The sequence below is a fragment of the Ruegeria sp. CDSC052 genome (assembly GCF_059610685.1).
In genome coordinates this window covers 15731-39888 of sequence record NZ_JBXWOB010000005.1, presented here as the reverse complement: position 1 = coordinate 39888, position 24158 = coordinate 15731, and the positions used below count along the sequence as shown (strand labels likewise).

Annotated in this window: 28 protein-coding genes; 13 read left to right on the top strand and 15 right to left on the bottom strand. The window is 58.2% G+C overall.

Going from position 1 to position 24158, the window contains the following annotated elements:
- Window positions 1-4 precede the first annotated feature (4 nt).
- The 4 genes from AC2FIM_RS10425 (at window position 5) to AC2FIM_RS10410 (ending at window position 2613) form a co-directional block, all read left to right on the top strand.
- Entirely contained in the window at window positions 5-229 is a 225-nt protein-coding gene (locus AC2FIM_RS10425; protein ID WP_037308505.1) for a YdcH family protein, read from the top strand.
- Between the two features lie 76 nt (window positions 230-305).
- Window positions 306-791 (top strand): 5-(carboxyamino)imidazole ribonucleotide mutase, encoded by a 486-nt coding sequence (purE, locus tag AC2FIM_RS10420; RefSeq protein WP_271949196.1) that lies wholly within the window; start codon window positions 306-308, stop codon window positions 789-791.
- Complete coding sequence (locus AC2FIM_RS10415; RefSeq protein WP_496677633.1) at window positions 788-1543, top strand: NAD(P)-binding domain-containing protein; 756 nt, start codon at window positions 788-790, stop codon at window positions 1541-1543. Before purE ends, AC2FIM_RS10415 begins: the two co-directional genes overlap by 4 nt.
- A gap of 2 nt (window positions 1544-1545) precedes the next feature.
- Window positions 1546-2613: a 5-(carboxyamino)imidazole ribonucleotide synthase gene (locus tag AC2FIM_RS10410; RefSeq protein WP_142636535.1), complete on the top strand. Its 1068-nt coding sequence runs from the start codon at window positions 1546-1548 to the stop codon at window positions 2611-2613.
- 1 nt (window position 2614) lies between these two features.
- On the opposite strand, the gene AC2FIM_RS10405 is transcribed toward AC2FIM_RS10410, so the two are convergent.
- The 6 genes from AC2FIM_RS10405 to AC2FIM_RS10380 form a co-directional block, all read right to left on the bottom strand.
- The gene (locus AC2FIM_RS10405) at window positions 2615-3766 is read right to left on the bottom strand and encodes an alpha-D-ribose 1-methylphosphonate 5-triphosphate diphosphatase (RefSeq protein ID WP_496677631.1); all 1152 of its coding nucleotides are present in this window, start codon (window positions 3764-3766) and stop codon (window positions 2615-2617) included.
- Window positions 3763-4536: an alpha/beta fold hydrolase gene (locus tag AC2FIM_RS10400; RefSeq protein WP_142636531.1), complete on the bottom strand. Its 774-nt coding sequence runs from the start codon at window positions 4534-4536 to the stop codon at window positions 3763-3765. Before AC2FIM_RS10400 ends, AC2FIM_RS10405 begins: the two co-directional genes overlap by 4 nt.
- A gap of 38 nt (window positions 4537-4574) precedes the next feature.
- Window positions 4575-5417, bottom strand: a complete 843-nt coding sequence (locus AC2FIM_RS10395) for a DMT family transporter (protein ID WP_496677628.1) — start codon at window positions 5415-5417, stop codon at window positions 4575-4577.
- Between the two features lie 239 nt (window positions 5418-5656).
- Window positions 5657-7297, bottom strand: coding sequence for a chaperonin GroEL (groL, locus tag AC2FIM_RS10390; RefSeq protein ID WP_142636527.1), 1641 nt, complete (start codon window positions 7295-7297; stop codon window positions 5657-5659).
- Between the two features lie 55 nt (window positions 7298-7352).
- A complete protein-coding gene (locus tag AC2FIM_RS10385) occupies window positions 7353-7640 on the bottom strand; it encodes a co-chaperone GroES (RefSeq protein WP_120632017.1) in 288 nt (95 codons plus the stop codon).
- A gap of 151 nt (window positions 7641-7791) precedes the next feature.
- Window positions 7792-8466, bottom strand: a complete 675-nt coding sequence (locus AC2FIM_RS10380; protein WP_142636525.1) for a DUF2161 domain-containing phosphodiesterase — start codon at window positions 8464-8466, stop codon at window positions 7792-7794.
- 136 nt (window positions 8467-8602) lie between these two features.
- On the opposite strand from AC2FIM_RS10380, the gene AC2FIM_RS10375 reads away from it, so the two are divergent.
- The 7 genes from AC2FIM_RS10375 to AC2FIM_RS10345 all read left to right on the top strand — a co-directional run bounded on the left by AC2FIM_RS10375 (window position 8603) and on the right by AC2FIM_RS10345 (window position 14646).
- Window positions 8603-9583 carry a TraB/GumN family protein gene (locus AC2FIM_RS10375; protein ID WP_282021526.1) on the top strand — a complete coding sequence of 327 codons (981 nt, stop codon included), beginning with the start codon at window positions 8603-8605 and terminating at the stop codon, window positions 9581-9583.
- A gap of 100 nt (window positions 9584-9683) precedes the next feature.
- Window positions 9684-10604 carry a manganese-dependent inorganic pyrophosphatase gene (locus AC2FIM_RS10370; RefSeq protein WP_142636520.1) on the top strand — a complete coding sequence of 307 codons (921 nt, stop codon included), beginning with the start codon at window positions 9684-9686 and terminating at the stop codon, window positions 10602-10604.
- Between the two features lie 127 nt (window positions 10605-10731).
- Window positions 10732-11607 carry an HAD family hydrolase gene (locus AC2FIM_RS10365; RefSeq protein ID WP_496677625.1) on the top strand — a complete coding sequence of 292 codons (876 nt, stop codon included), beginning with the start codon at window positions 10732-10734 and terminating at the stop codon, window positions 11605-11607.
- A 100-nt stretch (window positions 11608-11707) separates the two neighbouring features.
- Window positions 11708-12151 (top strand): MaoC family dehydratase, encoded by a 444-nt coding sequence (locus AC2FIM_RS10360; RefSeq protein ID WP_074736482.1) that lies wholly within the window; start codon window positions 11708-11710, stop codon window positions 12149-12151.
- 58 nt (window positions 12152-12209) lie between these two features.
- Window positions 12210-13142, top strand: coding sequence for a bifunctional riboflavin kinase/FAD synthetase (locus AC2FIM_RS10355; protein WP_142636514.1), 933 nt, complete (start codon window positions 12210-12212; stop codon window positions 13140-13142).
- Entirely contained in the window at window positions 13139-13612 is a 474-nt protein-coding gene (locus AC2FIM_RS10350) for a YcgN family cysteine cluster protein (protein ID WP_142636512.1), read from the top strand. The genes AC2FIM_RS10355 and AC2FIM_RS10350 overlap by 4 nt, the downstream gene beginning before the upstream one ends.
- A complete protein-coding gene (locus AC2FIM_RS10345) occupies window positions 13612-14646 on the top strand; it encodes a threonine aldolase family protein (protein ID WP_142636510.1) in 1035 nt (344 codons plus the stop codon). The genes AC2FIM_RS10350 and AC2FIM_RS10345 overlap by 1 nt, the downstream gene beginning before the upstream one ends.
- A gap of 16 nt (window positions 14647-14662) precedes the next feature.
- Here AC2FIM_RS10345 and AC2FIM_RS10340 read toward each other — a convergent pair whose 3' ends face one another.
- Window positions 14663-15475, bottom strand: a complete 813-nt coding sequence (locus tag AC2FIM_RS10340) for an alpha/beta fold hydrolase (protein WP_142636508.1) — start codon at window positions 15473-15475, stop codon at window positions 14663-14665.
- 9 nt (window positions 15476-15484) lie between these two features.
- Entirely contained in the window at window positions 15485-16087 is a 603-nt protein-coding gene (locus tag AC2FIM_RS10335; RefSeq protein WP_142636506.1) for a 2-hydroxychromene-2-carboxylate isomerase, read from the bottom strand.
- A gap of 108 nt (window positions 16088-16195) precedes the next feature.
- Here AC2FIM_RS10335 and AC2FIM_RS10330 point away from each other — a divergent pair, with 108 nt between their 5' ends.
- On the top strand, window positions 16196-17215 hold the full coding sequence (locus AC2FIM_RS10330) for a ribose-phosphate pyrophosphokinase (RefSeq protein ID WP_142636504.1): 1020 nt from the start codon (window positions 16196-16198) through the stop codon (window positions 17213-17215).
- Between the two features lie 60 nt (window positions 17216-17275).
- Window positions 17276-17728 (top strand): ribose 5-phosphate isomerase B, encoded by a 453-nt coding sequence (gene rpiB, locus AC2FIM_RS10325; RefSeq protein ID WP_142636502.1) that lies wholly within the window; start codon window positions 17276-17278, stop codon window positions 17726-17728.
- Window positions 17729-17742: 14 nt separating this feature from the next.
- Here the strand turns inward: rpiB and AC2FIM_RS10320 are convergent, their stop codons facing one another.
- The 7 genes from AC2FIM_RS10320 to AC2FIM_RS10290 form a co-directional block, all read right to left on the bottom strand.
- Entirely contained in the window at window positions 17743-18093 is a 351-nt protein-coding gene (locus AC2FIM_RS10320) for an H-type lectin domain-containing protein (protein WP_142636499.1), read from the bottom strand.
- Window positions 18094-18207: 114 nt separating this feature from the next.
- Window positions 18208-18618: a F0F1 ATP synthase subunit epsilon gene (locus tag AC2FIM_RS10315; RefSeq protein ID WP_142636498.1), complete on the bottom strand. Its 411-nt coding sequence runs from the start codon at window positions 18616-18618 to the stop codon at window positions 18208-18210.
- A gap of 12 nt (window positions 18619-18630) precedes the next feature.
- The gene (gene atpD / locus AC2FIM_RS10310; protein WP_142636495.1) at window positions 18631-20055 is read right to left on the bottom strand and encodes a F0F1 ATP synthase subunit beta; all 1425 of its coding nucleotides are present in this window, start codon (window positions 20053-20055) and stop codon (window positions 18631-18633) included.
- A gap of 20 nt (window positions 20056-20075) precedes the next feature.
- Window positions 20076-20951, bottom strand: a complete 876-nt coding sequence (locus tag AC2FIM_RS10305) for a F0F1 ATP synthase subunit gamma (protein ID WP_271949166.1) — start codon at window positions 20949-20951, stop codon at window positions 20076-20078.
- A gap of 15 nt (window positions 20952-20966) precedes the next feature.
- A complete protein-coding gene (gene atpA, locus AC2FIM_RS10300) occupies window positions 20967-22505 on the bottom strand; it encodes a F0F1 ATP synthase subunit alpha (RefSeq protein WP_271949164.1) in 1539 nt (512 codons plus the stop codon).
- Window positions 22506-23066, bottom strand: a complete 561-nt coding sequence (locus tag AC2FIM_RS10295) for a F0F1 ATP synthase subunit delta (RefSeq protein WP_142636489.1) — start codon at window positions 23064-23066, stop codon at window positions 22506-22508.
- Between the two features lie 310 nt (window positions 23067-23376).
- The gene (locus AC2FIM_RS10290) at window positions 23377-24111 is read right to left on the bottom strand and encodes a class I SAM-dependent methyltransferase (protein ID WP_142636487.1); all 735 of its coding nucleotides are present in this window, start codon (window positions 24109-24111) and stop codon (window positions 23377-23379) included.
- Window positions 24112-24158 lie beyond the last annotated feature (47 nt).

Below are 24158 nucleotides of genomic sequence, written 5' to 3'. Positions count from 1 at the left end.
GCCAATGAACGCGCCCACCGATCTTTCGATGAAAACTGATGAGGTTCTGCGGGTAGAGCTGGAAGTTTTTCGCCGTCAACACCGTGATCTTGACGAAGCAATCGAGGCGCTTCAGGCCACTGGCACCTCGGATCAACTGACGATCAAACGATTGAAAAAGCAGAAACTGCGCCTGAAAGACATCATTCGCCTGATCGAAGACCGCCTGACCCCGGATATCATCGCCTGAGACATCTGAACCGCATTGCCACAAAGGCGGATTTGGCTATAGTTCGCGCTCTTTTGGAAGGCAGGGACGCAAGCGGATGAGCGACGTTAAAGTGGGGATCATCATGGGAAGCCAGTCAGACTGGTCCACGATGAAAGAAGCCGCAGATATTCTGGATGAGCTGGGCGTAGCCTATGAAAAACGCATCGTTTCAGCGCACCGCACCCCAGATCGCTTGTGGGACTATGGCAAGACTGCTGTCTCGCGCGGATTGCAGGTGATCATTGCAGGGGCCGGCGGGGCCGCGCATTTACCGGGTATGATGGCCTCGAAAACACGCGTTCCTGTGATCGGCGTTCCGGTGCAGACGCGGGCACTGTCTGGCGTCGATTCGCTCTATTCCATTGTTCAGATGCCCAAAGGGTTTCCGGTTGCGACTATGGCGATCGGGTCGGCAGGTGGTGCCAATGCGGGATTGATGGCCGCTGGCATTCTGGCGCTGCAGGATAACGCTCTGGCCGACCGGCTGGATGCCTGGCGCGACGCGCTATCGGCCTCAATCCCCGAAGAACCCGAGGGATGAGCCGGATCGGATTCATCGGCACGGGCCATATTGCGGCCCCGATGGTGCGTTTTTTGGCCCGTAAAGGGCACGAGATCTCCGTGACAGAACGCAATGACCAGGTTTCAACCGCGCTAAAGGCTGAACTGGGTGTGTCTGTCACGACGCCACAGGCCGTGATTGATGCATCCGAGATCGTGTTCCTGTGCCTGCGCCCACATATCGCTGCGGACGTTCTGGCCGCCTTAACGTTTCGATCCGACCATCAGATTGTCTCGGTCATGGCAGCAGTCTCGAAAGATGAACTAACCGAGCTCTGCTCTCCGGCGCCGGCAATCGTGCAAACCATTCCGCTGGGATTTTTGGAAGCCGGTGGCTGCCCGCTGGTCGCTTTCGGCAACGATCAACTGCTGGCCGATTTGTTCGCACCGGAAAACCCGGTGATCAAGGTCGCAGATGAGGCGGCACTGAACGCCCATTTCGCCATTTGCGCCATGGTCCCCGGCCTTCTGGACCTGATGGCGACCGGAGCAACTTGGCTGGGAGACACAACCGGAGACGCAGCCGGGGCCGAATTCTACACCACCCAGTTGGTATCGGGCTTTCTGCACGCGATGGATAAGAAGGCCGCAGGCCGCCTAGAGGCCGAACGCGATGCGCTGGCCACTGACGGCACGCTGAGCCTGCAAATGACACAGACCCTGCAAGATCAGGGCGCGCACAAGGTATTGCACGCAGCACTTGGCGCTATTGGCAAACGTTTGGAGAGTTGAGAATGGTGGAAATGCTTGCCCCCGGCGCGACAATCGGGATTTTGGGCGGCGGTCAACTGGGCCGTATGCTGTCCGTTGCTGCAGCCCGGCTGGGTTTTGTGTCGCATATTTATGAACCCGGTGCGACCCCGCCTGCGGGTCATGTGGCGGATCGTGTGACCACCGCCTCTTATGATGATGCCGAGGCCCTCAAGGCCTTTGCCGAAGCAGTCGATGTCATCACCTATGAGTTCGAGAACATCCCCACCGAAGCACTGGACATTCTGGAAGTCCACCGCCCCATCCGCCCGGGGCGCGAGGCGCTGCGGGTCAGTCAGGATCGACTGAACGAAAAGGCTTTCTTGCAAGGTCTGGGCCTGAATACCGCACCCTTCGCCGATATCACGGATCTGGACAGCCTGAAGGCTGCGATTGACCAGATCGGCACCCCTGCCATCCTGAAGACCCGCCGATTTGGCTATGACGGCAAGGGACAGGCCCGGCTACGCAGCCCCGATGACGCTGAAACTGCTCTGGCAGACATGGCGGGTGCGCCTGCGATCCTGGAAGGCTTTGTCGATTTCAGCCATGAGGTTTCGATCATTGCCGCGCGCGGATTGGATGGTCAGGTCGCCTGTTTCGACCCCGGTGAGAACGTGCATCGCGATGGCATTTTGCATACCACCTCCGTCCCTGCCCGCCTGCCCGCAGCAAAGCGCACAGATGCGATCCTGTTGGCGGCAAATATCCTGAACGCCTTGGACTATGTCGGCGTCATGGGGGTCGAGTTGTTCGTGACCCCGCAGGGTCTGATCGTGAACGAGATCGCACCGCGCGTGCATAACTCGGGCCATTGGACACAGAATGGCTGCGCGGTGGATCAATTCGAGCAACATATCCGTGCCGTGGCAGGCTGGCCTCTGGGCGACGGGCAGCGTCATTCAGACGTGGTGATGGAGAACCTGATCGGCGACGATATGGACCGCGTACCTGAACTCGCGACCGAACGTGATGTTGCGCTGCATCTTTATGGCAAGGCCGAGGTGAAGGCAGGCCGCAAGATGGGTCATTTTAACCGCATCACGCGGTAAATCAGCCGACAAACCGCGCGGCGATATCCCCGGCCATATAGCTGACGCGCCCGGCAGCCAGCGTTGCCGCGACACGGTTTGTATCTGCCTCCAGAATGACCAGATCGGCACGCTGCCCGGGGGTGAGCGTGCCGCGATCTTGCAACCCAAGTACGCGGGCTGGCCCTGACGACACCAGCGCCCATGCGCCCGCCATGTCCAGAAGGCCGGATTTGGCCAGCATCAAGGCTGCCCGGCGCGGGCTGGGATAGTGATAATCCGAGGCCAGTGCATCGCACAGCCCCATCGCAATCAGGTCCAGCGCGCTAACATTCCCTTTATGCGACCCGCCGCGCACCACATTGGGCGATCCCAGGATGATGTGATCCCCGGCGGTGCGGGCGGCCTCGGCGGCTTCCAGCGTTTCAGGGAACTCTGAAATCCGCGCGCCCCGCGCGCGCCAATCGGCGCGAGTTTGGGCTGTGGCGTCATCGTGGCTGCCCATCCGGACGCCCTGCTTTGTCAAAGCAGTACAGAGTACATCCAGTGCGGTATACACCTCATCCCGGCGAGCATGCATCGACAGCAGCATTTCGAAATGCACCTCGGGATTGCGACCGGCCTTGAGCGCCTGTCCGGTCAGACGCGGGGGCTTACGCCCCTCAGCCAGACGGTCATGCGGCAGGTGGTCGTTGAACACGACATAGGGCACCTGCCAAGCCGCAATCTTTTCTGCCAGTCCGGCGTAATTGTCCAGCATATGCGTTTCGAACCGAAGCTGGGGCATCAGATCGGTGACGGTGTGGTCCTTGACTGCCGCAATGGCATCAAACACCTGCCCTGCGAACTCAGGCCCGCGCACCCCACCTTCCCAACTGTAAAACTGGGCCAGAACGGCTGTGGTGATGCCATTGGCCGCCAGTTCAGCCTCGACCGAGAGGATCCCTTCGTTCATCTGCTTCATGGCACCGCGACGGGGCGCGATGTGCCGTTCAAACCCATCACCATGCAGGTCGATAATACCGGGCAGAACCAGATATCCTGACAGGTCGATCTGCTGCCCGGCAGGGCCTGTCTGAACCACGCCATCGGCAATAGACAGATCGGCATCCGTCAGCCCCTCGTCGGGCAGAAGAACCTCTGCACCGGTCAGGGTCAGGCTTAATGCGGTCATTGCGTGGACTCCGAGTCAGGTTCCGAGCAATCCTGTCCGATGCAGATCTCGTCAATAGCTTCCATCACCCCGTCAAGCCAGGTGATCTGCGGGTCGAACTGGCCGAATTCGATGAAGTGCAGGGCCTGAGCCATGACCCGCGGATTGTTCATCATGAACGTGTGGGTCACCGGCAGAACCAGGTGATCAGTCATTCCTTCGACCTTGGTGCTTTCAACCGAAACCTTACCGTCATCAGGCCCATCAATCAGTGAAGAAAATACCGGGTTTAAGGAGTTTTCGCCGGCGATAACACCTAGTTCAAAATCCACCGGCGGTAGACGACCCGGGATCCCTTCGGCGCCTGTGCCCAGTTGAAGGCCCGCAGGTCCGTTGAGATAGCCGAACACCTCCCACGCGCTAAGTTCATCGACCAGTTGGCTGCCCTGATTGGGCGGCCCCAGCATGACGACACGACCCAGGTTTTCCGGGCTATGATCCTTGAGCCAATAGCGCAACAAAATGCCGCCCATCGAATGTGCCACCACATTGACAGTGTCATCGCCACAAGACGCAAAGGCATCAGGAATGGTTTGTTCGGCCAGTTCGGGAATACCGATCTCGGTCGAGGGATAGCCCGGGCGCACAACCGAATAGTCATGTGACTTGAACAGCTGCTCCATCACGGTGAAAGAGGCCTCGGTCCGCGCAAGACCATGCAACAAGACCACGCATTTCGCGCTGGCCGCGGCGGGGAGCAGAAAGATAAGCAGGGCGATCAGAATTTTCATAAGCGCCAGATAATGCCTTAGCGCCGCTGATGAAAGCCCTACCCCCGCTGACGTCGCAGCACCGCCAGCGCGATGCCGCCCAACACCAGCGCTGCGCCAATCAAAAGCCGGGCCTCTGCTGTTTCGCTCAGCAAGAGGACACCGCCCAGAATAGCAATCACGGGCACGCTCAACTGCACTACAGCTGCAACGGTCGGCGCCAGTTGGGGCAAAACACGGTACCACAACGCATATCCCAGCCCAGAAGTGACCGCCCCGGATATTGCCGACAGCAGCAAACCGGTGCCCGTCATCTGCCAACCTCCGCCGAGCAACAGCAAAGCTCCGGCCGTCACCGGAAGGGCAATAACGAAATTCGCCGCCGTCCCGGCAAGCGCATTTGGCTCGGACCGTCCCGCCAGAGAATATGCTGCCCAGCCAATCCCGGCAGCGCACATCAGGGCGGCTCCGACCGGATCCACCTGAACCGTGCCCGACGGCCAAAGCACATAGGCGAGGCCACCCAATGCAATCGCCGCCCCCAGAAGTTGCTGTCGTGTCGGTGAATTTCCAGTCACGGCAGTGGCCACGAACATCGTGATTTGCACTATCCCAAATAGGATCAAGGCGCCGAGCCCGGCATCCAGTGTAAGATAGGCGATCGAGAACCCGATCATGTAAAGCGACAAGGCGCCAGCGCCAATGAACCGGCGAGGGCTGCGCAACGGCAGGCTGCCGCCACGTATCAGAACCAGCACCGCCAGCATCAGCGCCCCTGCCAGAACGCGCATAACCGCAAACCCCGCCGGGTCGCTATCGCCGCCTTCAACGGCCATCCGGTTCAGAATGGAGTTCGCTGCAAAGGCGCACATGGTGAGGGCGGTCAGAAGGAACAGTCGCATATCAACCCGATATCGGTTTCACACCGGTTTGGGTACTCACTTTCCTGAAGGGACCGGTTAGACCGTCGACCTCGGAACAGTTTGAGCCACAGTTTCAGTTATAAGCGGCGTGCCAAAACGAAACGGGGCCGCCCGAAGGCGACCCCGTTCCTTAGCTCTGCAGCTCCCCTCTGGGCAGTTTGGCTATACTGCCAAGCGCCTGTGGGGCCGCCGGAATTCGCCTAAGCGAATTCGACGTTTTACATCATGCCGCCCATGCCGCCCATGTCGGGCATGCCGCCGCCAGCAGGTCCATCTTTCTGCGGCTTGTCAGCAACCATTGCTTCGGTAGTGATCAGCAAGCCGGCAACCGACGCTGCATCTTCCAATGCGGTACGGACAACTTTGGCCGGGTCAATCACGCCGAATGCGAACATGTCACCATATTCTTCAGTCTGCGCATTGAAGCCAAATGCCACATCGTCGCTTTCGCGAACTTTGCCCGCAACAACCGCACCGTCGACACCTGCGTTTTCAGCGATCTGGCGCAGAGGCGCTTCGATTGCCTTACGAACGATGTTGATGCCTGCGTCCTGATCAGCGTTTGCGCCTTGCAGAGTGTCCAGTGCTTTACCGGCCTGAACCAGAGCAACACCGCCGCCCACGACAACGCCTTCTTGAACAGCAGCGCGGGTCGCGTTCAGAGCATCGTCCACACGGTCCTTACGCTCTTTCACTTCAACTTCGGTCATGCCGCCGACGCGGATAACAGCAACACCGCCTGCCAGTTTGGCAACGCGCTCTTGCAGCTTTTCACGGTCGTAGTCCGACGAGGTTTCTTCGATCTGGGTGCGGATCTGAGCAACACGCGCTTCGATCTCGGCTTTTTCGCCAGCACCGTCGACGATGGTGGTTTCGTCTTTGGTGATTTCGATTTTCTTGGCAGTGCCCAGCATGTCCATGGTCACGGACTCAAGCTTCATGCCCAGATCTTCGCTGATGACCTGACCGCCGGTCAGGATTGCGATGTCCTGCAGCATGGCCTTACGGCGATCGCCGAAGCCCGGTGCTTTGACAGCAGCAATTTTCAGGCCGCCGCGCAGTTTGTTTACAACCAGAGTTGCCAGCGCTTCGCCTTCAACGTCTTCTGCAATGATCAGCAGCGGCTTTTGCGACTGGATCACTTGCTCGAGCAGCGGAACCATCGGCTGAAGCGAGGACAGTTTCTTTTCGTGCAACAGGATCATGCAGTCTTCGAGGTCTGCAACCATCTTGTCAGCGTTGGTGACAAAGTAAGGCGACAGGTAGCCGCGGTCGAACTGCATGCCTTCGACAACATCGGTCTGGGTTTCCAAGCCTTTGTTTTCTTCGACGGTGATAACACCTTCGTTGCCGACCTTCTGCATCGCGTCTGCGATTTGCTGGCCGATCTCGGTTTCACCGTTGGAAGAAATGGTGCCAACCTGAGCAACTTCAGCCGAGTCCTTGACTTCACGCGAGGCGTTCTTGATGCCTTCAACAACCTTGGCAGTTGCCAGGTCGATGCCGCGCTTCAGGTCCATCGGGTTCAGGCCCGCTGCAACCTGCTTCAGACCTTCTTTGACGATGGACTGAGCCAGAACGGTTGCGGTGGTGGTGCCGTCGCCGGCCTCGTCATTGGTGCGGCTGGCGACTTCTTTCACCATCTGCGCGCCCATGTTTTCGAACTTGTCTTCCAGTTCGATTTCCTTGGCAACCGAAACACCGTCTTTGGTGATGCGCGGTGCGCCGAAAGATTTGTCCAGAACCACGTTGCGGCCTTTGGGGCCCAGGGTCACTTTGACAGCGTCGGCCAGGATGTTCACACCTGCCAGCATGCGGTTACGGGCATCGGTGTCGAACTTGACGTCCTTAGCAGCCATGTCGTTTCTCCTTGAGAAAATGTATTGGGATGAAGATCAGAGGAAGCGCGTGGGCTTACTCGATGATCCCCATGATGTCGCTTTCTTTCATCATCAGCAGCTCTTCGCCGTTGACCTGAACCTCAGTGCCCGACCATTTGCCGAACAGGATCTTGTCGCCAGCTTTTACAGCCATTGCGATCAGCTCGCCGCTGTCCTTGCGTGCGCCTTCGCCGGTCGCAACAACTTCGCCTTCGCTGGGCTTTTCTTTTGCGCTGTCTGGAATGATCAGACCACCAGCGGTTTTCTCATCGCTTTCGGTACGGCGAACCAACACGCGGTCATGAAGCGGTTTCAATGCCATCTTTGCAGCTCCTTGGGCTCAAAGTTTATTTATCCTCCCCTCACCTTGCGGTGAGGCGTTAGCACTCGACCCTTGCGAGTGATAACGGCGTATAGCTAGGGGGTCGAAATCCCTGAGTCAACAAGCGTGAAGAATTTTTTATCCTTGGGACTCAGTCAGGCTGATCCCAGCTATAGGCCCAGTGCTTCAGACCCTCTTGTCCGGATTCCGACAAGGCGTAGACACCTTTTGCAATTTTGTCGAACCAGCCATAATGGTTTTCGCGCATCAGCCGGGTCGCAATCGAAACACCGGTTGCCTTAGCAACATCTGCCCCTTTTGTGGCACCACATTCTGCAAGATGCGCCGCACAGCGCAAAGCATCCTGACGATAGGCGGTGACGAGGCCGTGGCGTGTGGCGCCGCCTGCGTTCGGATCACCTTCAAGCCTGTCAAACTCGCGCAGCAGCCGCGCTGTTTTGGCCTTGTCCTTTCGCGGGGCGTAGGGCCCAGGGTCACAATGCACCTCGACAACGCCATCCGCCCGAACAGTTATCAGGCCAAGGCCCAACCTTCGACATAGCGCCGTGTTGTCCTTCAACGCCCGCCTGGCCGTGCGTCCGCGGGGCTTGAGAACACAGATATAGACATTTTCAGTAACCTTCAGTCGGGTGATTGCCTGGTGAAACAGCGCCAATGAGAAACGCAACTTCAACTCTACAATCACAGGCTCTTCACCCTCACGAACAGCCATGACATCGACCGCACCGACCTCGCCTTTGACGGTATAGCCCTGACGCTCTAACAGCGCCTTGATTGGGGGGTAGAGATCCTGCTCGCGGTCCATGTGGCTCATGCTATTCGAATTACTGTGGAATGCCAGACACAGATCAGGTCAGTGTCCATCCTGGCAGGTTGAACACCGGCCTTGGCCCAGGCAAGGTCGCACCCCATATAGGGATTGATCCAACCAGGATGGTACGATGCGTTTTTTGATCTTTTTGGCTTGTCTGCTGGTACCTTTCTCGGCCCAAGCGGCCTGCGAGGGGCGCGACCTGAGGTCTGACCTAAGTCCAGAGGCGCAAGCTGATTTGCAGCAGGCTTTGGCCGACTTCCCGTACCCGGAAGGCAATCACTGGATCGCGACAAAAGGCGATACAGTTCTGCATCTGATAGGAACGCTGCACACAAACGACCCGCGTATGGACGCCGTCACAGAAAGGCTGGAACCGACACTCAGCCAGGCGGATGCGTTCTATTTCGAAGTGACCCAGGACGAAATGACTGCATTTGAACAGGAACTGGCCAAAGACCTCAGCCCTGTTCTGATCACCTCAGGTCCCACCCTGATTGAGCTGATGCCGGAAGAAGACTGGGCCGCCCTGTCCAGCGGCCTGGCAGAGCGTGGCATCCCCAGTTGGATGGCTGCAAAAATGCGCCCCTGGTTTCTGAGCATGATGCTGGGTGTCCCCCCATGCATGACCGAGAATCCGGAAGCCAGCTATGGAATGGACGCGCGCCTGACCGACATGGCCGAAGCCCATGACATCCCCCAGTACTCTTTAGAGCAGATTAATGATCTGATGGCGATGTTTGACCAGCACCCGATCGAAAAGCAGGTGCAATCACTGATCCGCATGGCCAGTGCCTTTGAAAGCAGCGAGGATCAGCTGGCGACTATGGTCAATGCCTATCTGGAAGAAAAGCACGCAGAGATCATCCAATTTGCCAGACTACAGGGGCTTGAAACATCCGGTCTGTCGCAAGAGGTTTTCGACGAAGAGTGGTCCAGTTTCGAACAGCAACTTCTAGTCGGGCGCAACAACAACTGGATGCAGCACATATTGGCCATTCAGGACCAAACGGTGGTCATTGCTGTGGGCGCCGGACATTTGGGCGATGACCATGGTCTGTTGAACCAATTGGAACAGGCTGGATACACGCTGAAACGTGCCGCTTTTTAGGCCCGGCCTTACCCTTCGTCGCTGTTTACGCAGGGGCGGGTGACAAGTGTGCCAGACCACCCTATAAGGCGCCCAAATCTACTCTCCTCAGGACGCTGAAATGACAACCCTCGTATTTGGACATAAATCCCCCGACACTGATTCCACCGGTTCGCCGATCCTGTGGTCGTGGTACATGAACGAAATCAAAGGCGAACAGGCCGAGCCTGTCCTGCTGGGCGAACCCAACACTGAAGCAGCCTTTATGCTGCAGCACTGGGACCTGCCCAAGCCGCGCATCATCACAGACGTAGAGGCTGACGCACCGGTTGTTATTGTCGACACGAACAACCCCGCCGAGCTGCCCGCCAGCATCAACGGCGCCGATATCCGCGCCATTATCGACCACCACAAACTGGTCGGCGGTCTGGAAACCAAAGGCCCGATCGACATCACCGTGCGGCCGCTGGCCTGCACCGCCACTATCATGGTCGACATGATCGGCGACGATGCCGCCAAAATGCCCGATGCCATCAAAGGCGCGGCGCTGACCTGCATCCTGTCGGACACGTTGGAATTCCGCTCGCCCACCACAACCGCGCATGACCGCGCGGTGGCCGAAAAACTGGCCGCGGATCTGGGTCTGGACGTCTCGGCCTATGCTGCAGAAATGTTCGCGGCCAAATCAGATGTGTCCTCATTCTCGGACGCCGAGCTGATCCGGATGGACAGCAAGGAATACGAAGTCGACGGCACCAAATTCCGCGTTTCGGTTCTGGAAACCACAGCACCGGGTGTCGTGCTGGACCGCAAAGACAGCCTTGCGGCGTCGATGGCCGACGTAGCCAAAGAGGACGGTGTCGATCAGGTATTGCTGTTCGTGGTCGATATTCTGAACGAAGAAGCCACCCTGCTGGTTCCCAACGATCTGGTCAAAGCCGTGGCCGAGAAAAGCTTTGACGCCTCGGTTGATGGCGACGTGGTCGTTCTGCCCGGGATCATGAGCCGTAAGAAACAGATCATTCCGAACCTCAAGGTCTGATTCCAAAATCACCAAAGGCGCCTTGATCGGGCGCTTTTTTTTGCTAGGCATTGCCCTTACTGGCCAAACACCACACGCACTGTCTTAGGCTCAAACGACACTCTTTCCAGATCAATGGGGGCCCATCATGACGCAGATCATCCACGCATTGCCCGAGGTTTCCAGCCGTTATAAGGCCCTGTTCGTCGATCTTTGGGGCTGTGTACACAATGGCATCACTGCTTACCCCGAAGCGGTTGCGGCCCTGCAGGCCTATCGCGCGCAAGGCGGCATTGTTGTCCTGGTGACCAACTCTCCCAAGCCGCGTGCTGGAATCGCCACCCAGCTGGCGCAATTCAATGTCCCAGACGACGCCTATGACACGATTGCAACCAGCGGAGATTCGGCCCGGTCGGCCATGTTCCGGGGCGCAGTGGGCGAAAAGGTCTATTTCATGGGCGAATGGCAGCGGGACGCGGGATTCTTTGAACCGCTGAAGTTGTTGGACCACCCGATTCATATCGAGCGCGTGCCGCTAGCCGAGGCAGAGGGCATTGCTTGTTGCGGCCCCTTCGATCCTATGGCCGATCCGTCTGTGAACCGCGCTGATTTCCTGTACGCCAAACAAAAGGGGCTGAAGCTGCTTTGTGCCAATCCCGATATTGTGGTGGACCGCGGCGAGGTTCGGGAGTGGTGCGCTGGTGCATTAGCCAGGCTTTATACGGAAATGGGTGGCGAAAGCCTATATTTCGGAAAGCCTCATCCGCCGATCTATGATCTTGCCCGCCGCAGGTTGCAGGAACTTGGCCACGACATCCCCGATGGGGACATTCTTGTCATCGGAGACGGTCCGCACACCGACATTCTGGGTGGAATGGGGGAAGGCATTGATTCTCTTTTCATCTCGGGCGGGCTAGCCGCGGCCGAGACAAAAACCGAGGCACATCCGCATCATGAATCCCTAACTGATTATATTCAAAAGGAAAAGATAAATCCGACCTATACGATCGGCCGCCTTAGGTAGTCAAAAAAGGCTTGATTTTCTGCAGTTGCAAAGTAATAAAGTTTCCCAACAGGGGTGACTTTGATTTTTTTGTTGCCCGATGAATTCGAGTGAGGGCAACATGTTGGATAATCTTCCACGCGGCACGATCTGTATTGAAGACATCGAGATGGGCATGTCCCGTCACCTTCGCAAAGTGGTGACGGACGAGGATATCGAAATGTTCGCTCAGGTGTCGACCGACAGAAACCCCGTACATCTGGACGACGATTACGCCCGCGACACGATCTTCGAGGGGCGCATCGCGCATGGGATGCTGACCGCGGGTCTGATCTCGGCCGTGATCGGCGAGCAGTTGCCGGGCCACGGCACAGTTTACATGGGGCAGTCGCTGAAGTTTCTCGCTCCTGTTCGCCCGGGTGACATGGTCTATGCCGAGGTCAAGGTGATCGACATTGATTTTGCCAAGCGTCGAGTCAAGCTCGATTGTCACTGCGCAGTGGATGGCAAGAAGGTGCTGGTCGGCGAAGCCATGGTGCTGGCCCCGTCGCGCAAATTCGACTGAGCATTTCCGGGGGTTTCAGACCCTTGAACAAGCGCGCCTGTCCCGCTAGGCAGTCGCTATGCGCATCATTCGTGACCTCCAATTCATCGAACCCCAAGATCGCGGCGCCAGCGTGGCGATCGGGAATTTCGACGGCGTTCATATCGGCCACCAATCTGTGATCGAACTGGCCCGCAGCGCCGCGCCGAGTGCACCTTTGGGCGTACTGACATTCGAGCCGCATCCCAGAGAATATTTCGCCCCGGACACCCCGCCCTTTCGCCTGATGCGCGGCAATGCCCGCGCGCACCGGTTAGCAAAACTGGGGGTCGAAAAGCTGTATGAGCTGCCGTTCAATGCCGCATTGGCTGGCCTGACGCCCAGGGAATTCGCCCGCAACGTAATCTGCGACGGGCTCGGCCTGTCGCATGTCGTCGTCGGTGCCGATTTCTGTTTCGGCAAAGGCCGCAGCGGCACCGCTGATGACTTGGTGCTCTTTGGGCAAGAGATGGGGTTCGGTGTCACCATCGCTCCGTTGATGGAGCGGTCCGAAAATGTCGTTTCATCCACTGCGATCCGTACTGCACTGACCGAGGGCCGCCCGCAGGATGCCGCTACTATGTTGGGTCACTGGCACCGGATCGAAGGCGAGGTGATCGGAGGAGAACAACGGGGCCGTGAACTGGGATTTCCCACCGCAAACATGTCCATTGAGGGGCTGCATCCGCCAAGATTCGGCGTCTATGCCGTTCTGGTCGATGTTCTGGATGGACCTCATCTGGGCAGCTATCAGGGCGCAGCCTCGGTTGGGACGCGACCGATGTTCAATGGTGAGGTCCCCAATATCGAAACCTTCCTGTTCGACTTCTCGGGTGACCTTTATGGCGCGACCCTGTCGGTGGGTCTGGTAGAATACCTGCGCCCCGAGATGACCTTTGACAGTCTGGACGGCCTGATCGCGCAGATGGATGCCGACTGCGACAAGGCCCGCGGCCTGCTGGCGGACCGATGACAACGGATCCGATCGACCGCACCGGCCTGGCCCCCAGGTTCTGGGAACGAAAACCGTTAACCCGCATGAACCAAGCTGAATGGGAAGCTTTGTGCGATGGCTGCGGCAAATGTTGTCTGAACAAACTGGAAGATGAAGACACCGGTGAGGTTGCCCTGACCTGCGTCGCCTGCCGTCTGTTGGATGACGAAAGTTGCCGCTGCACCCAATACGATATCCGCCACCAATTTGTGCCGGAATGTATCGTGATGACGCCGGGCAATATCAACGATCACGCCTATTGGCTGCCACAGACCTGTGCCTATCGCCTGTTGTGGGAGGGCAAACCCCTACACGATTGGCACCCGTTGATTTCGGGCACACCGGACAGCGTTCATGCCGCCGGAGTCTCGGTGCAGGGTCGGACCGTGTCCGAATTCGAAACTCCGCTGGAAGAGTGGGAAGATCATATCATCGAGGAGCCCAGCTAATGTACTTTGCCTCTGACAATTCGGGGCCGGTTCACCCGGCGGTCATGGAAGCGCTGAATGCTGCCAATCAGGGCTATCAGATGGCCTATGGAACCGACACCTTGATGAATGAGGTCCGGGATCGCATTCGCGGGGTGTTCGAGGCACCTGGCGCCGCCGTGTATCTGGTGGCCACCGGGACGGCCGCGAATTCGCTGGCGCTGGCGACGCTGGCGCAGCCGTGGGAGACGGTGTTCTGCTCACCCGTGGCACATATCCACGAGGATGAGTGCAACGCGCCCGAGTTTTACAGCGGCGCCAAGCTGACGCTGGTTCCGGGCGCGGACAAGATGGCGCCGGACGCGCTGCGCGGCTCGATTCTGGCCGAAGAAACACGCGGCGTGCATGGACCGCAGCGCGGACCTGTATCCATTACGCAGGTGACCGAACGAGGGTCTGTTTACACCCTGTCAGAATTGCAGGCGCTCTGCGCCGTGGCCAAAGAGTATGGGCTGCCAGTCCATTTGGACGGTGCGCGTTTATCCAACGCCCTTGTTGCGTTGAACTGCTCACCCGCCGAGATGACGTGGAAAGCAGGCGTGGATGCGGTCAGTTTTGGCGGGACCAAAAACGGGCTGATGGGCGTCGAAGCCGTTGTCTTCTTTGATGAAAGCAAAGCCTGGGAATTCGAATTGCGTCGCAAGCGCGGGGCGCACCTGTTCTCCAAGCACCGCTATCTGTCCGCCCAAATGGCGGCGTATCTGCAGGATGATCTGTGGCTGACACTGGCCCGTCAGGCCAATAACAACTGCGCCCGTCTGACCGAGGGATTGCGCTCCAAAGGTGCCTCTTTCCTGCACGCGCCGCAGGCGAATATGATTTTTGCCCAGTTTTCACGCGCCCAACACAAGCAACTGCATGCCGCAGGTGCTGTTTACCACTTGTGGGGGGCAGAGCTGGACGGGGCAGATGACAGCGAAATTCTAGCCTGTCGGCTGGTTTGTGACTGGTCCATCGAGCCTGCGCAAATTGATCGGTTCATCGCGCTCTTGTAACGACGCGCCCGAAGCTTCAGGCAGTGGCAGGCAGTCTGTTCCAAAAAGCCTCGATCAGAGCGCCGGTCTCTGTCGGGTGAGAGATCGGAGCCATATGCCCTGCCCCTTCGATCACGGCGCTTTCGGCCATTGGAAGACGGGATTTCAATCCAGAGTTTATCGCGACCATCACTGGGTGGGTGAGCGCCCCATGCAGCAGCAATACCGGCATATTGGCGTGTGCGATCCGCTCGGGCCGTAGCAAACCTTTGGAATCCATTATCAGTTCGTTTTCGACCTCGGATACCAGATGAATTCCACGCACCATCCCCGCCCGTGCAGTTTCGGGCATGTCTGACCAACGCGGTCCCCTATCTCCGGCCCACAACCGGTTGAACAGCCTTGCCGCCAGAGGTTCGTCGCCTGATGCAAGCGCGTCCATACAGGGTTGGGCAACATGCGCGTATTCCGCCACAAGGTCCGGGGCATCCTGCTGAGCAACGGCAAAATACACCGGTTCTATCAGGGCGACACTGCGAACCAACGCGGGATGCTCGACCGCCAGCCGCAAGGCTATCGCCGCGCCAAAGGAATGCCCGATCAGATCCATCGGCTCGGTCAGATGTTCAAGTGTGGCTTCGGTCAGCCGGTCATACAGATCCCCCTGGCGATCCCAGTCCGGGCTGCGCCCATGGGACAGCATATCCGGTGCAATAAAACTTGCCTGCCCTTTCATCGCCGCGGCTAGGCCTGCCCAGACCCCGGAATGAGCAATGGTGCAATGCAAGGCCAGCACAGGGCGATCACCCTGCCCCAACTGCGTGACATGCAGGTTCTGCGCAACGGCCATTATGTTGTCCTATCCCTTCAGCCCGGCCAGATGCCTGTCCAGATCGTCCAACCTGTCTTGGCCCCAGAACCGCTGATCGTCTTCCGTTATATAGAACGGAGCTCCAAAAACTCCGCGTTCCACGGCTTCTTCCAGATTGGCGGTATAGGTCTCAGCCCCGAGCAGCAAGCCGCTATCGGCCAGATCCGGGGAAAACCCAGCGTCAGCCAGGCAAGCGCGGATCACGTCGTCTTGCGCGATGTCCTTTTCCTCGGCCCAGCAGGCGCGCACAAAGGAATGCACCAGCTGCCCCACATCCCCTGACTCGTCCTGAATGGCGGCGATGATCGCGTATGAGGACGGCGCCGCATTGGTGGGCCAATGGGCCGGTTGCAGGTTGAACGCCATACCCAGCTTTTTTGACTGTCGCTGCATTTCTTGCGTCCGGTATTCGATGCGCGAGATATGGCGGTCCTTGGGCGGAACACCTCCCGTACGTCCGAACAGGGCGACGATATCAAGCGGCTTGTAGTTGATTGTCGCACCATGTTTGGCCGCAATCTCTTCCAGGCGCAGTCCCGCCAGGTAGGTGTATGGCGAGAGTGTCGCAAAATAGTAGTCAATTTGGGCCATGTTCACTTTCTCCGCAGCGTTATCTTTGCTGGACGGTAAGGCCATGCTAAGCGGTGTCAACATCACGAATCTGTCACATTTGCCATTGCTGCCCGGGGACCTCAGCCGATGCCGACACTTCACGAACCCAAGTTAATCGCTGGGAACGCTAATCTTCCGCTTGCCGAATCCATTGCACGCCGAATGAGCCTGTATCGCGGCGTCGATCAGGGTCTGGTCGATGCCCGGGTCGAACGGTTTAACGACGGTGAAATCTTTGTCGAAGTGTTCGAGAACGTGCGCGGCGAAGATATGTTCATCGTCCAGCCCACCTCGAACCCGGCCAATGACAATCTGATGGAGCTGCTCATCATTGCTGATGCGCTGCGCCGTTCGTCGGCCCAACGGATTACCGCCGTGATCCCCTATTTCGGCTATGCCCGCCAGGACCGCCGCACCAAGGCCCGCACACCGATCAGCGCCAAGCTGGTGGCCAACATGCTGACTGGCGCCGGGATCGAGCGCATCCTGACCATGGATCTGCACGCAGCGCAGATTCAGGGGTTCTTCGACATGCCTGTCGACAACCTTTATGCCTCGCCGATCTTTGCGCTGGATGTGAAACATCAGTTCAAGGACAGCCTCGACGAGATTATGGTCGTTTCGCCCGATGTGGGCGGCGTGGCCCGGGCGCGCGAGTTGGCCAAGCGGATCAACGCCCCGCTGTCGATCGTGGACAAACGCCGCGAAAAAGCCGGCGAAGTCGCTGAGATGACCGTAATTGGCGATGTCAGAGACAAGATCTGTTTGATCGTGGACGACATGTGCGACACGGCCGGTACTCTTTGCAAAGCGGCGCAAGTACTGCTGGATAATGGTGCGAAAGAAGTTCATTCCTACATCACACACGGCGTCATGAGCGGCCCTGCGGTCGAACGCGTGACCAATTCGGTGATGAAATCTCTGGTGCTGACCGACACGATCCAGCCGACAGAAGAAATAACCAAGGCCAAGAACATCCGCATCGTGCCCACAGCCCCGATCTTTACGCAGGCTATCCTGAATATCTGGAACGGCACCAGTGTATCGTCACTGTTCGAGGATAAGACCCTGACGCCGATCTACGAGTCGATGTATCATAGGGATTGATCGAACGCGGCGGCCCGGGGGCCGCCTCTTTTCTTTCTGCAATACAGGTCGGAGTTTACCGTGACAGCCTCAAAACGCATTGTTCTATCCAGCGACCACGCAGCTATCGAATTACGCCAGGCGGTTGCCTCTCATATTGCGGCCCAGGGATGGGACGTCGTCGATATCGGCCCCAAGACACCTGAGAGCACCCATTACCCTGTTCATGGCAAGGCCGCCGCCCAAGCAGTGGCTTCCGGGGATTGTCAGCTTGGCATCGTTCTGTGTGGAACGGGTCAAGGTATCATGATGGCGGCCAACAAGGTCCCCGGCATTCGCTGCGGTGTCTGCTCGGATGCCTTTTCCGCACGCATGATCCGCCAGCATAACGACGCCAACATGCTGTCTGTCGGCGCCCGGGTCGTGGGTGAGGGTCAGGCGCTGGATATAGTGGATGCGTTCCTGTCAGCCGAATTCGAAGGCGGACGGCATGCACACCGGGTCGCCATGATAGAGGCATCGGACGAGTCTTAAACCCAAGGCTGGCTTCACAGAATATCCCAGTCATCCTCATGTGGCACCTCGCCGAACGCTGTCCAAGATATTCGGATGCGCGCGATGCGGGTATCCGACCAGGTACGGAACACCGCAGCAAATCCCTCGGGCGTGATGTCCTCGGCCTTGACCTCGGCGCGCAATGCCGAAGATGTATCAACATCCCACAGTGACACGCTGATCTGTACAACAGGCGCGGAACGGAATGGCTGGCTGAATTCTATGTCCGAGCGTCGTTCGCGCGGCCCCTCGCCTGTCCACATGTCACCGCCATCTGCGAAGTCGGAGAACAGCACAACTTCGCCTTGGTCGATTCCAATCGGATGGGTACTAAAAGTCTGCATTTTGTCGTCTTTTATAAAGAATTACGGAACCTTAGACCGCCCTTCATCCAAAATCACCACAAAAAAACGGCCCCGCACAGGCAGGGCCGTTTCTAAATCTACATGTCCTGAAACTTACAGGCTCATATGTGTCCCAAGAGCTTCCATATCGGCCAGCAGCTTGGCCGCATCGTCGACGACTGATTGATCGTCGCCGCCTTTGGCCGCGTCATGCGACGCACGTGCCTCGGCGATCAGATCGTCCAGATGCGCGCGGGTCACTTCAGAGACCGGAATGGCCTTTTCGGCCAGAACCGACATGCTGTCGCCATTGATCTGGGCAAACCCGCCGGTGACCAGGTATTCGCTGGACCCTTCGGGTGCCTCGACCTTTAGCAGACCGGGGCGCAACGTGGTGATGGTGGGGGCATGATCGGGCATCGCCGTCATGTCCCCGTCCGCGCCGGGAAGCTGGACCGCAGTCACCGCGAGCGAAGCAAGGCTCCGCTCGGGGCTGACGAGGTCAAAGTGCATCGTGTTTGCCATCAGGTGTGCTCCTTAGGCGGCTTCTGCGGCCATCTTTTCCGCTTTGGCGATCACTTCATCGATGCCGCCAACCATCAGGAAGGCTGCCTCGGGCAGGTGATCGTATTCGCCGGCCACAACGGCCTTGAACGACGCGATGGTGACATCCAGAGGAACCTGAACACCAGGCGAGCCAGTGAAGACTTCGGCCACGTCAAACGGCTGCGACAGGAAGCGTTCAATCTTACGGGCACGGGCCACGGTCAGTTTGTCTTCTTCCGACAGTTCGTCCATGCCGAGGATCGCGATGATGTCCTGCAGCGACTTATAGCGCTGGAGGATCTGCTGAACGTCGGTCGCAACGGTATAATGCTCTTCACCGACGATGGCCGGGTCGAGCAGACGCGAGGTCGAGTCGAGCGGGTCAACGGCAGGGTAGATACCCTTTTCCGAGATCGCACGGTTCAGAACGGTGGTCGCATCCAAGTGTGCGAACGAGGTGGCCGGCGCAGGGTCGGTCAAGTCATCCGCAGGAACATAGACGGCCTGAACCGAGGTGATCGACCCGGATTTGGTCGAGGTGATGCGTTCCTGCATCGCGCCCATGTCGGTCGCCAGTGTCGGCTGATAGCCCACCGCCGAAGGAATACGACCCAGCAGAGCCGAAACCTCGGAACCCGCCTGCGTAAAGCGGAAGATGTTGTCGACAAAGAACAGAACGTCGGCACCGGTTGCATCACGGAACTGTTCCGCCAGGGTCAGACCCGACAGAGCGATCCGCATACGGGCTCCCGGAGGCTCGTTCATCTGGCCGTAAACCAGCGCGATTTTCGAGTCTTCCAGCTTGTCGGGAACGATAACGCCGGATTCAATCATCTCGTGATACAGGTCGTTGCCTTCACGGGTCCGCTCACCAACACCGGCGAACACGGACACGCCAGAGTGCACTTTGGCGATGTTGTTGATCAGTTCCATGATCAGAACGGTTTTGCCAACACCGGCGCCGCCGAACAGGCCGATCTTACCGCCTTTGGCGTAAGGGGCCAGCAGGTCAACAACCTTGATGCCGGTCACCAGAACTTCGGATTCAGTGGCCTGATCCGCGAAATCCGGCGCGTCCTGGTGGATGGAGCGCGTTTCGGTGGTTTCCACGGGACCTTTTTCGTCGATGGGCTCGCCCACAACGTTCAGGATACGGCCCAGGGTGGCGTTGCCGACCGGAACCGCGATGGGTGCGCCGGTGTCCGTGACTTCGGCACCACGTACAAGACCTTCTGTCGCGTCCATCGCAATGGTGCGGACAGTGTTTTCGCCCAGGTGCTGTGCCACTTCCAAAACCAGCTTCTTGCCGTTGTTGGTGGTGTCCAGCGCGTTCAGAATTTCAGGCAGTGCGTCATCGAACTGCACGTCGACGACGGCCCCGATAATCTGAGTGACTTTGCCTTTTGCATTCGCCATGTTTCGTCTCCGGTTTGTCTCTACAGCGCTTCGGCGCCGGAAATAATTTCAATCAGCTCGTTGGTGATCACGGCCTGACGCGAACGGTTGAACTGGATCGTCAGCTTGTCGATCATCTCACCCGCGTTGCGTGTCGCGTTGTCCATCGCGGACATCCGTGCACCCTGTTCCGAGGCCCCGTTTTCGAGCAGTCCCGAGAAGATCGCAGTCGCAACCGCCTTGGGCAGCAGATCGGCCAGGATGGCCTCTTCGCTGGGCTCGTAATCAAAGACCGCGCCGCTGTCGTCCCCTTCGACATCCTCGAACGAGGCAGGGATGATCTGCTGTGCCGTCGGGGTCTGGCTTACGACGTTGACGAACTTCGAGTAGAAGATCGTGGCTACGTCGAACTCACCCGCGTCGAAACGGGACAAAACGTCCTTCGCAATGTCCTGCGCGTTGGTGTAACCCAGCCGCTTGACCTCGCTCAGGTCGACATGTCCAACGAACAGATCGCCATAGTCGCGCTTGATTGCGTCGCGACCTTTCTTGCCGACGGTCAGTATCTTGACCGTTTTGCCCTTGGCCTTCAGCTCATATGCTTTGGCGCGGGCCAGCTTGGCGATGTTCGAATTGAAGCCGCCACACAGGCCGCGTTCAGCTGTCATGACAACCAGCAGATGGACATCATCACTGCCCGTACCCCGGAGCAGCTTGGGGGCGCTGTCGCTGCCCCCGACCGATGCCGCCAACCCCGCCATCACGGCATTGAACCGTGCGGCATAGGGGCGCGAGGCTTCGGCAGATTCCTGGGCGCGGCGCAGTTTTGCAGCCGCGACCATCTGCATGGCCTTGGTGATCTTGCGGGTCGATTTGACCGACTCGATCCTGTTTTTTAGATCCTTAAGATTTGGCATGTGCCCGCCTCTCCCTTAAGCGAAGGTTGCGGCGTATTCGTCCAGCGCAGCCTTGATCTTGTCGGAAGCGTCGCCCTTGATCTTGGGGTCCTCGTCCGTGATCCACTGAAGCAGATCCGCGTGCTTGCCACGCAGATGCGACAGCAGGCCAGCTTCATAGCGGCCAACGTCGGATACGTCGATCTTGTCGAGGTAACCGTTGGTGCCGGCAAAGATGACGCATACGATTTCAGCGTTGGTCAGCGGTGAGTACTGCGGCTGTTTCATCAGCTCGGTCAGACGCGCACCACGGTTCAGCAGCTGCTGGGTTGCGGCGTCAAGGTCGGAACCGAACTGCGCAAAGGCAGCCATTTCACGGTACTGAGCCAGTTCCAGCTTAACCGGGCCGGCAACCGACTTCATCGAGTTGGTTTGAGCCGAGGAGCCCACACGCGAAACCGACAGACCGGTGTTCACAGCAGGACGGATACCCTGATAGAACAGCTCGGTTTCCAGGAAGATCTGGCCGTCGGTGATCGAGATCACGTTGGTCGGAATAAACGCCGAAACGTCGCCACCCTGGGTTTCGATAACCGGCAGAGCCGTCAGCGAGCCCGCGCCAAAATCTTCGTTCAGCTTCGCCGAACGCTCCAGCAGGCGGGAGTGGAGGTAGAAAACGTCGCCAGGATAGGCTTCACGTCCGGGCGGACGACGCAGCAGCAGCGACATCTGACGATAGGACACGGCCTGTTTCGACAGGTCATCATAGATGATCAGCGCGTGGCGGCCATTGTCACGGAAGAACTCAGCCATCGCGGTCGCGGCATAGGGTGCCAGGAACTGCATCGGCGCCGGATCGGACGCGGTTGCGGCCACAACGATCGAATATTCAATCGCACCGGATTCTTCCAGTTTCTTCACCAGCTGAGCAACGGTCGAACGCTTTTGGCCGATGGCCACATAAACGCAGTACAGCTTCTTGGACTCGTCGTCGCCTGCTGCTTCGTTGTACACTTTCTGGTTCAGGATCGCGTCTAGAGCAACGGCAGTTTTACCGGTCTGACGGTCACCAATGATCAACTCTCGCTGGCCACGGCCAATCGGGATCATCGCGTCGACCGATTTCAGGCCGGTTGCCATCGGCTCGTGAACCGATTTACGCGGGATGATGCCCGGCGCTTTGACGTCTGCAACGCCGCGCTCGGTGGATTCGATCGGGCCCTTGCCGTCCAGCGGGTTGCCCAGGCCGTCAACAACACGACCCAGCAGACCGTTGCCGATTGGCACGTCCACGATCGAGTTGGTGCGCTTAACAGTGTCACCTTCTTTGATGTCACGGTCAGAACCAAAGATAACAACACCGACGTTGTCGCTTTCCAGGTTCAGCGCCATGCCCATGATGCCACCGGGGAATTCGACCATCTCACCGGCTTGCACATTGTCCAGGCCGTATACACGGGCAATCCCGTCACCGACGCTCAGCACGCGACCGATTTCGGCCACTTCGGCTTCCTGACCAAAATTCTTGATCTGGTCCTTCAGGATTGCAGAAATCTCTGCAGCTTGGATTCCCATTTATCCGACCTCTTTCATTGCATTCTGTAGGGAGTTGAGCTTGGAGCGGATCGAGCTGTCGATCATCTTCGAGCCCACTTTAACGACAAGACCGCCGATGAGGCTTTCATCAACGGTCGCATTTATTGTCACGGTCTTGCCCACACGCTCGGACAGCGTTTTGGACAGTTTATCCATCTGTGTCTTAGTCAGCGCCTTGGCCGAGGCGACATCGGCGGTCACTTCGCCACGCTCTTCGGCCAGCATGTCGCGCAGAACCTGCACCAGTTGCGGCACAACGAACAGACGGCGTTTCTGCGCCATCAGACCCAGCGTGTTGCGCAGGATGGCGTTCAGACCCATCTTGTCGGCAATCGCTGTAATCGCGCCTTCTTGTTCAGCGCGCGATACCAGAGGCGAGGCGATCAGGTCGCGCAGATCGGCACTGTCGCCCAATGCTGCTGCCAGATCGTTGATTCCGGTTTCCAGACCTGCCAGGTCTTTATTCTCTTTAGCGATCTCAAAAATCGCTGTGGCATAGCGCTCGGCGATGCCTGTGGAAATCGAAGCTGGTTCGGACACGTCCACCCTTCCGATATTTTGGGCCCCGAATTCGCGTTGCGGCAGCTACCCGGGGGCGTGAAGAAACCCCGTCCATAAGGCCGGGGATCAAAATCAACGGGGATGTAGCAGAGGTAAACCCAGCTAGCAACATATTATCACCATGGGCACCTTATCCACAAAGCGTTCTATTTCAGATACTTAGCTTGGGTGCGACCCTTTTATACGGCTGATGAGGGTGAAAAATGTTACCAAACCGCAAGGTTTTGCGATTCCTGCAGCCATTTTCGCGTGTTTCGGCGTTATGATGGAAGCTAGTACAGGCGTTGCGCTAGGCTGGCTTGAGCAGGCCATCCAGCGCCTTGATCTGACGGCGCCCTGTCGCTTTGGTGACGGTTCCGCTGGGTGGTCTGATTTGCTTTGTCGCCTCAACCATCAGAACGCCGCCTGCCATGATCGTCGGCAAACGCTGGCCAGTTTTCTCTATCAGGCTGCCGGATTTCAACCAGAACCGACGGAAGGACGGAGGCAAATACAAGGCGGAACAATAGTTATCCGTCATAAAGTGATGCGCTCTAAGCTGACTTTCCAACTGCGAGGCAGAATAAGGGCGCCCGAATCCAAATGGCGTTCGATCGGTCCGTGACCACAGCCCCGCACGGTTCGGTACGATAAAAAGCGCCCGTCCACCGGGACCAAGCACACGCCAGCATTCCGCCAGCAATTCGGCGGGACGTTGTGACGTTTCAAGTCCATGCATCACCACCAGCTTGTCCACATGGCCCGTTTCAATCGGCCACAAGGTCTCTTCCGTCAAAACAGATACGTTGGGCATTCCCGCAGGCCAGGGCATCACCCCCTGCGGCCCGGGCATCAGCCCGATGACGCGGCGCGCATCTTTCAGGTATGGCCGCAACAACGGCACAGCAAAGCCAAACCCTACGACGGTTTGACCTTTGGCCTCGGGCCACAGATCAATCATTCGCCCACGAATGGCCGCCTGCGCTGCACGACCAAGAGTGCTGCGGTAGTAGAAATTCCTCAGATCCTGCACATCAAGATGCATTGCGGACACCTGGCCAATCGGATTAGCTGAGCGCAGTCTAGCAACGA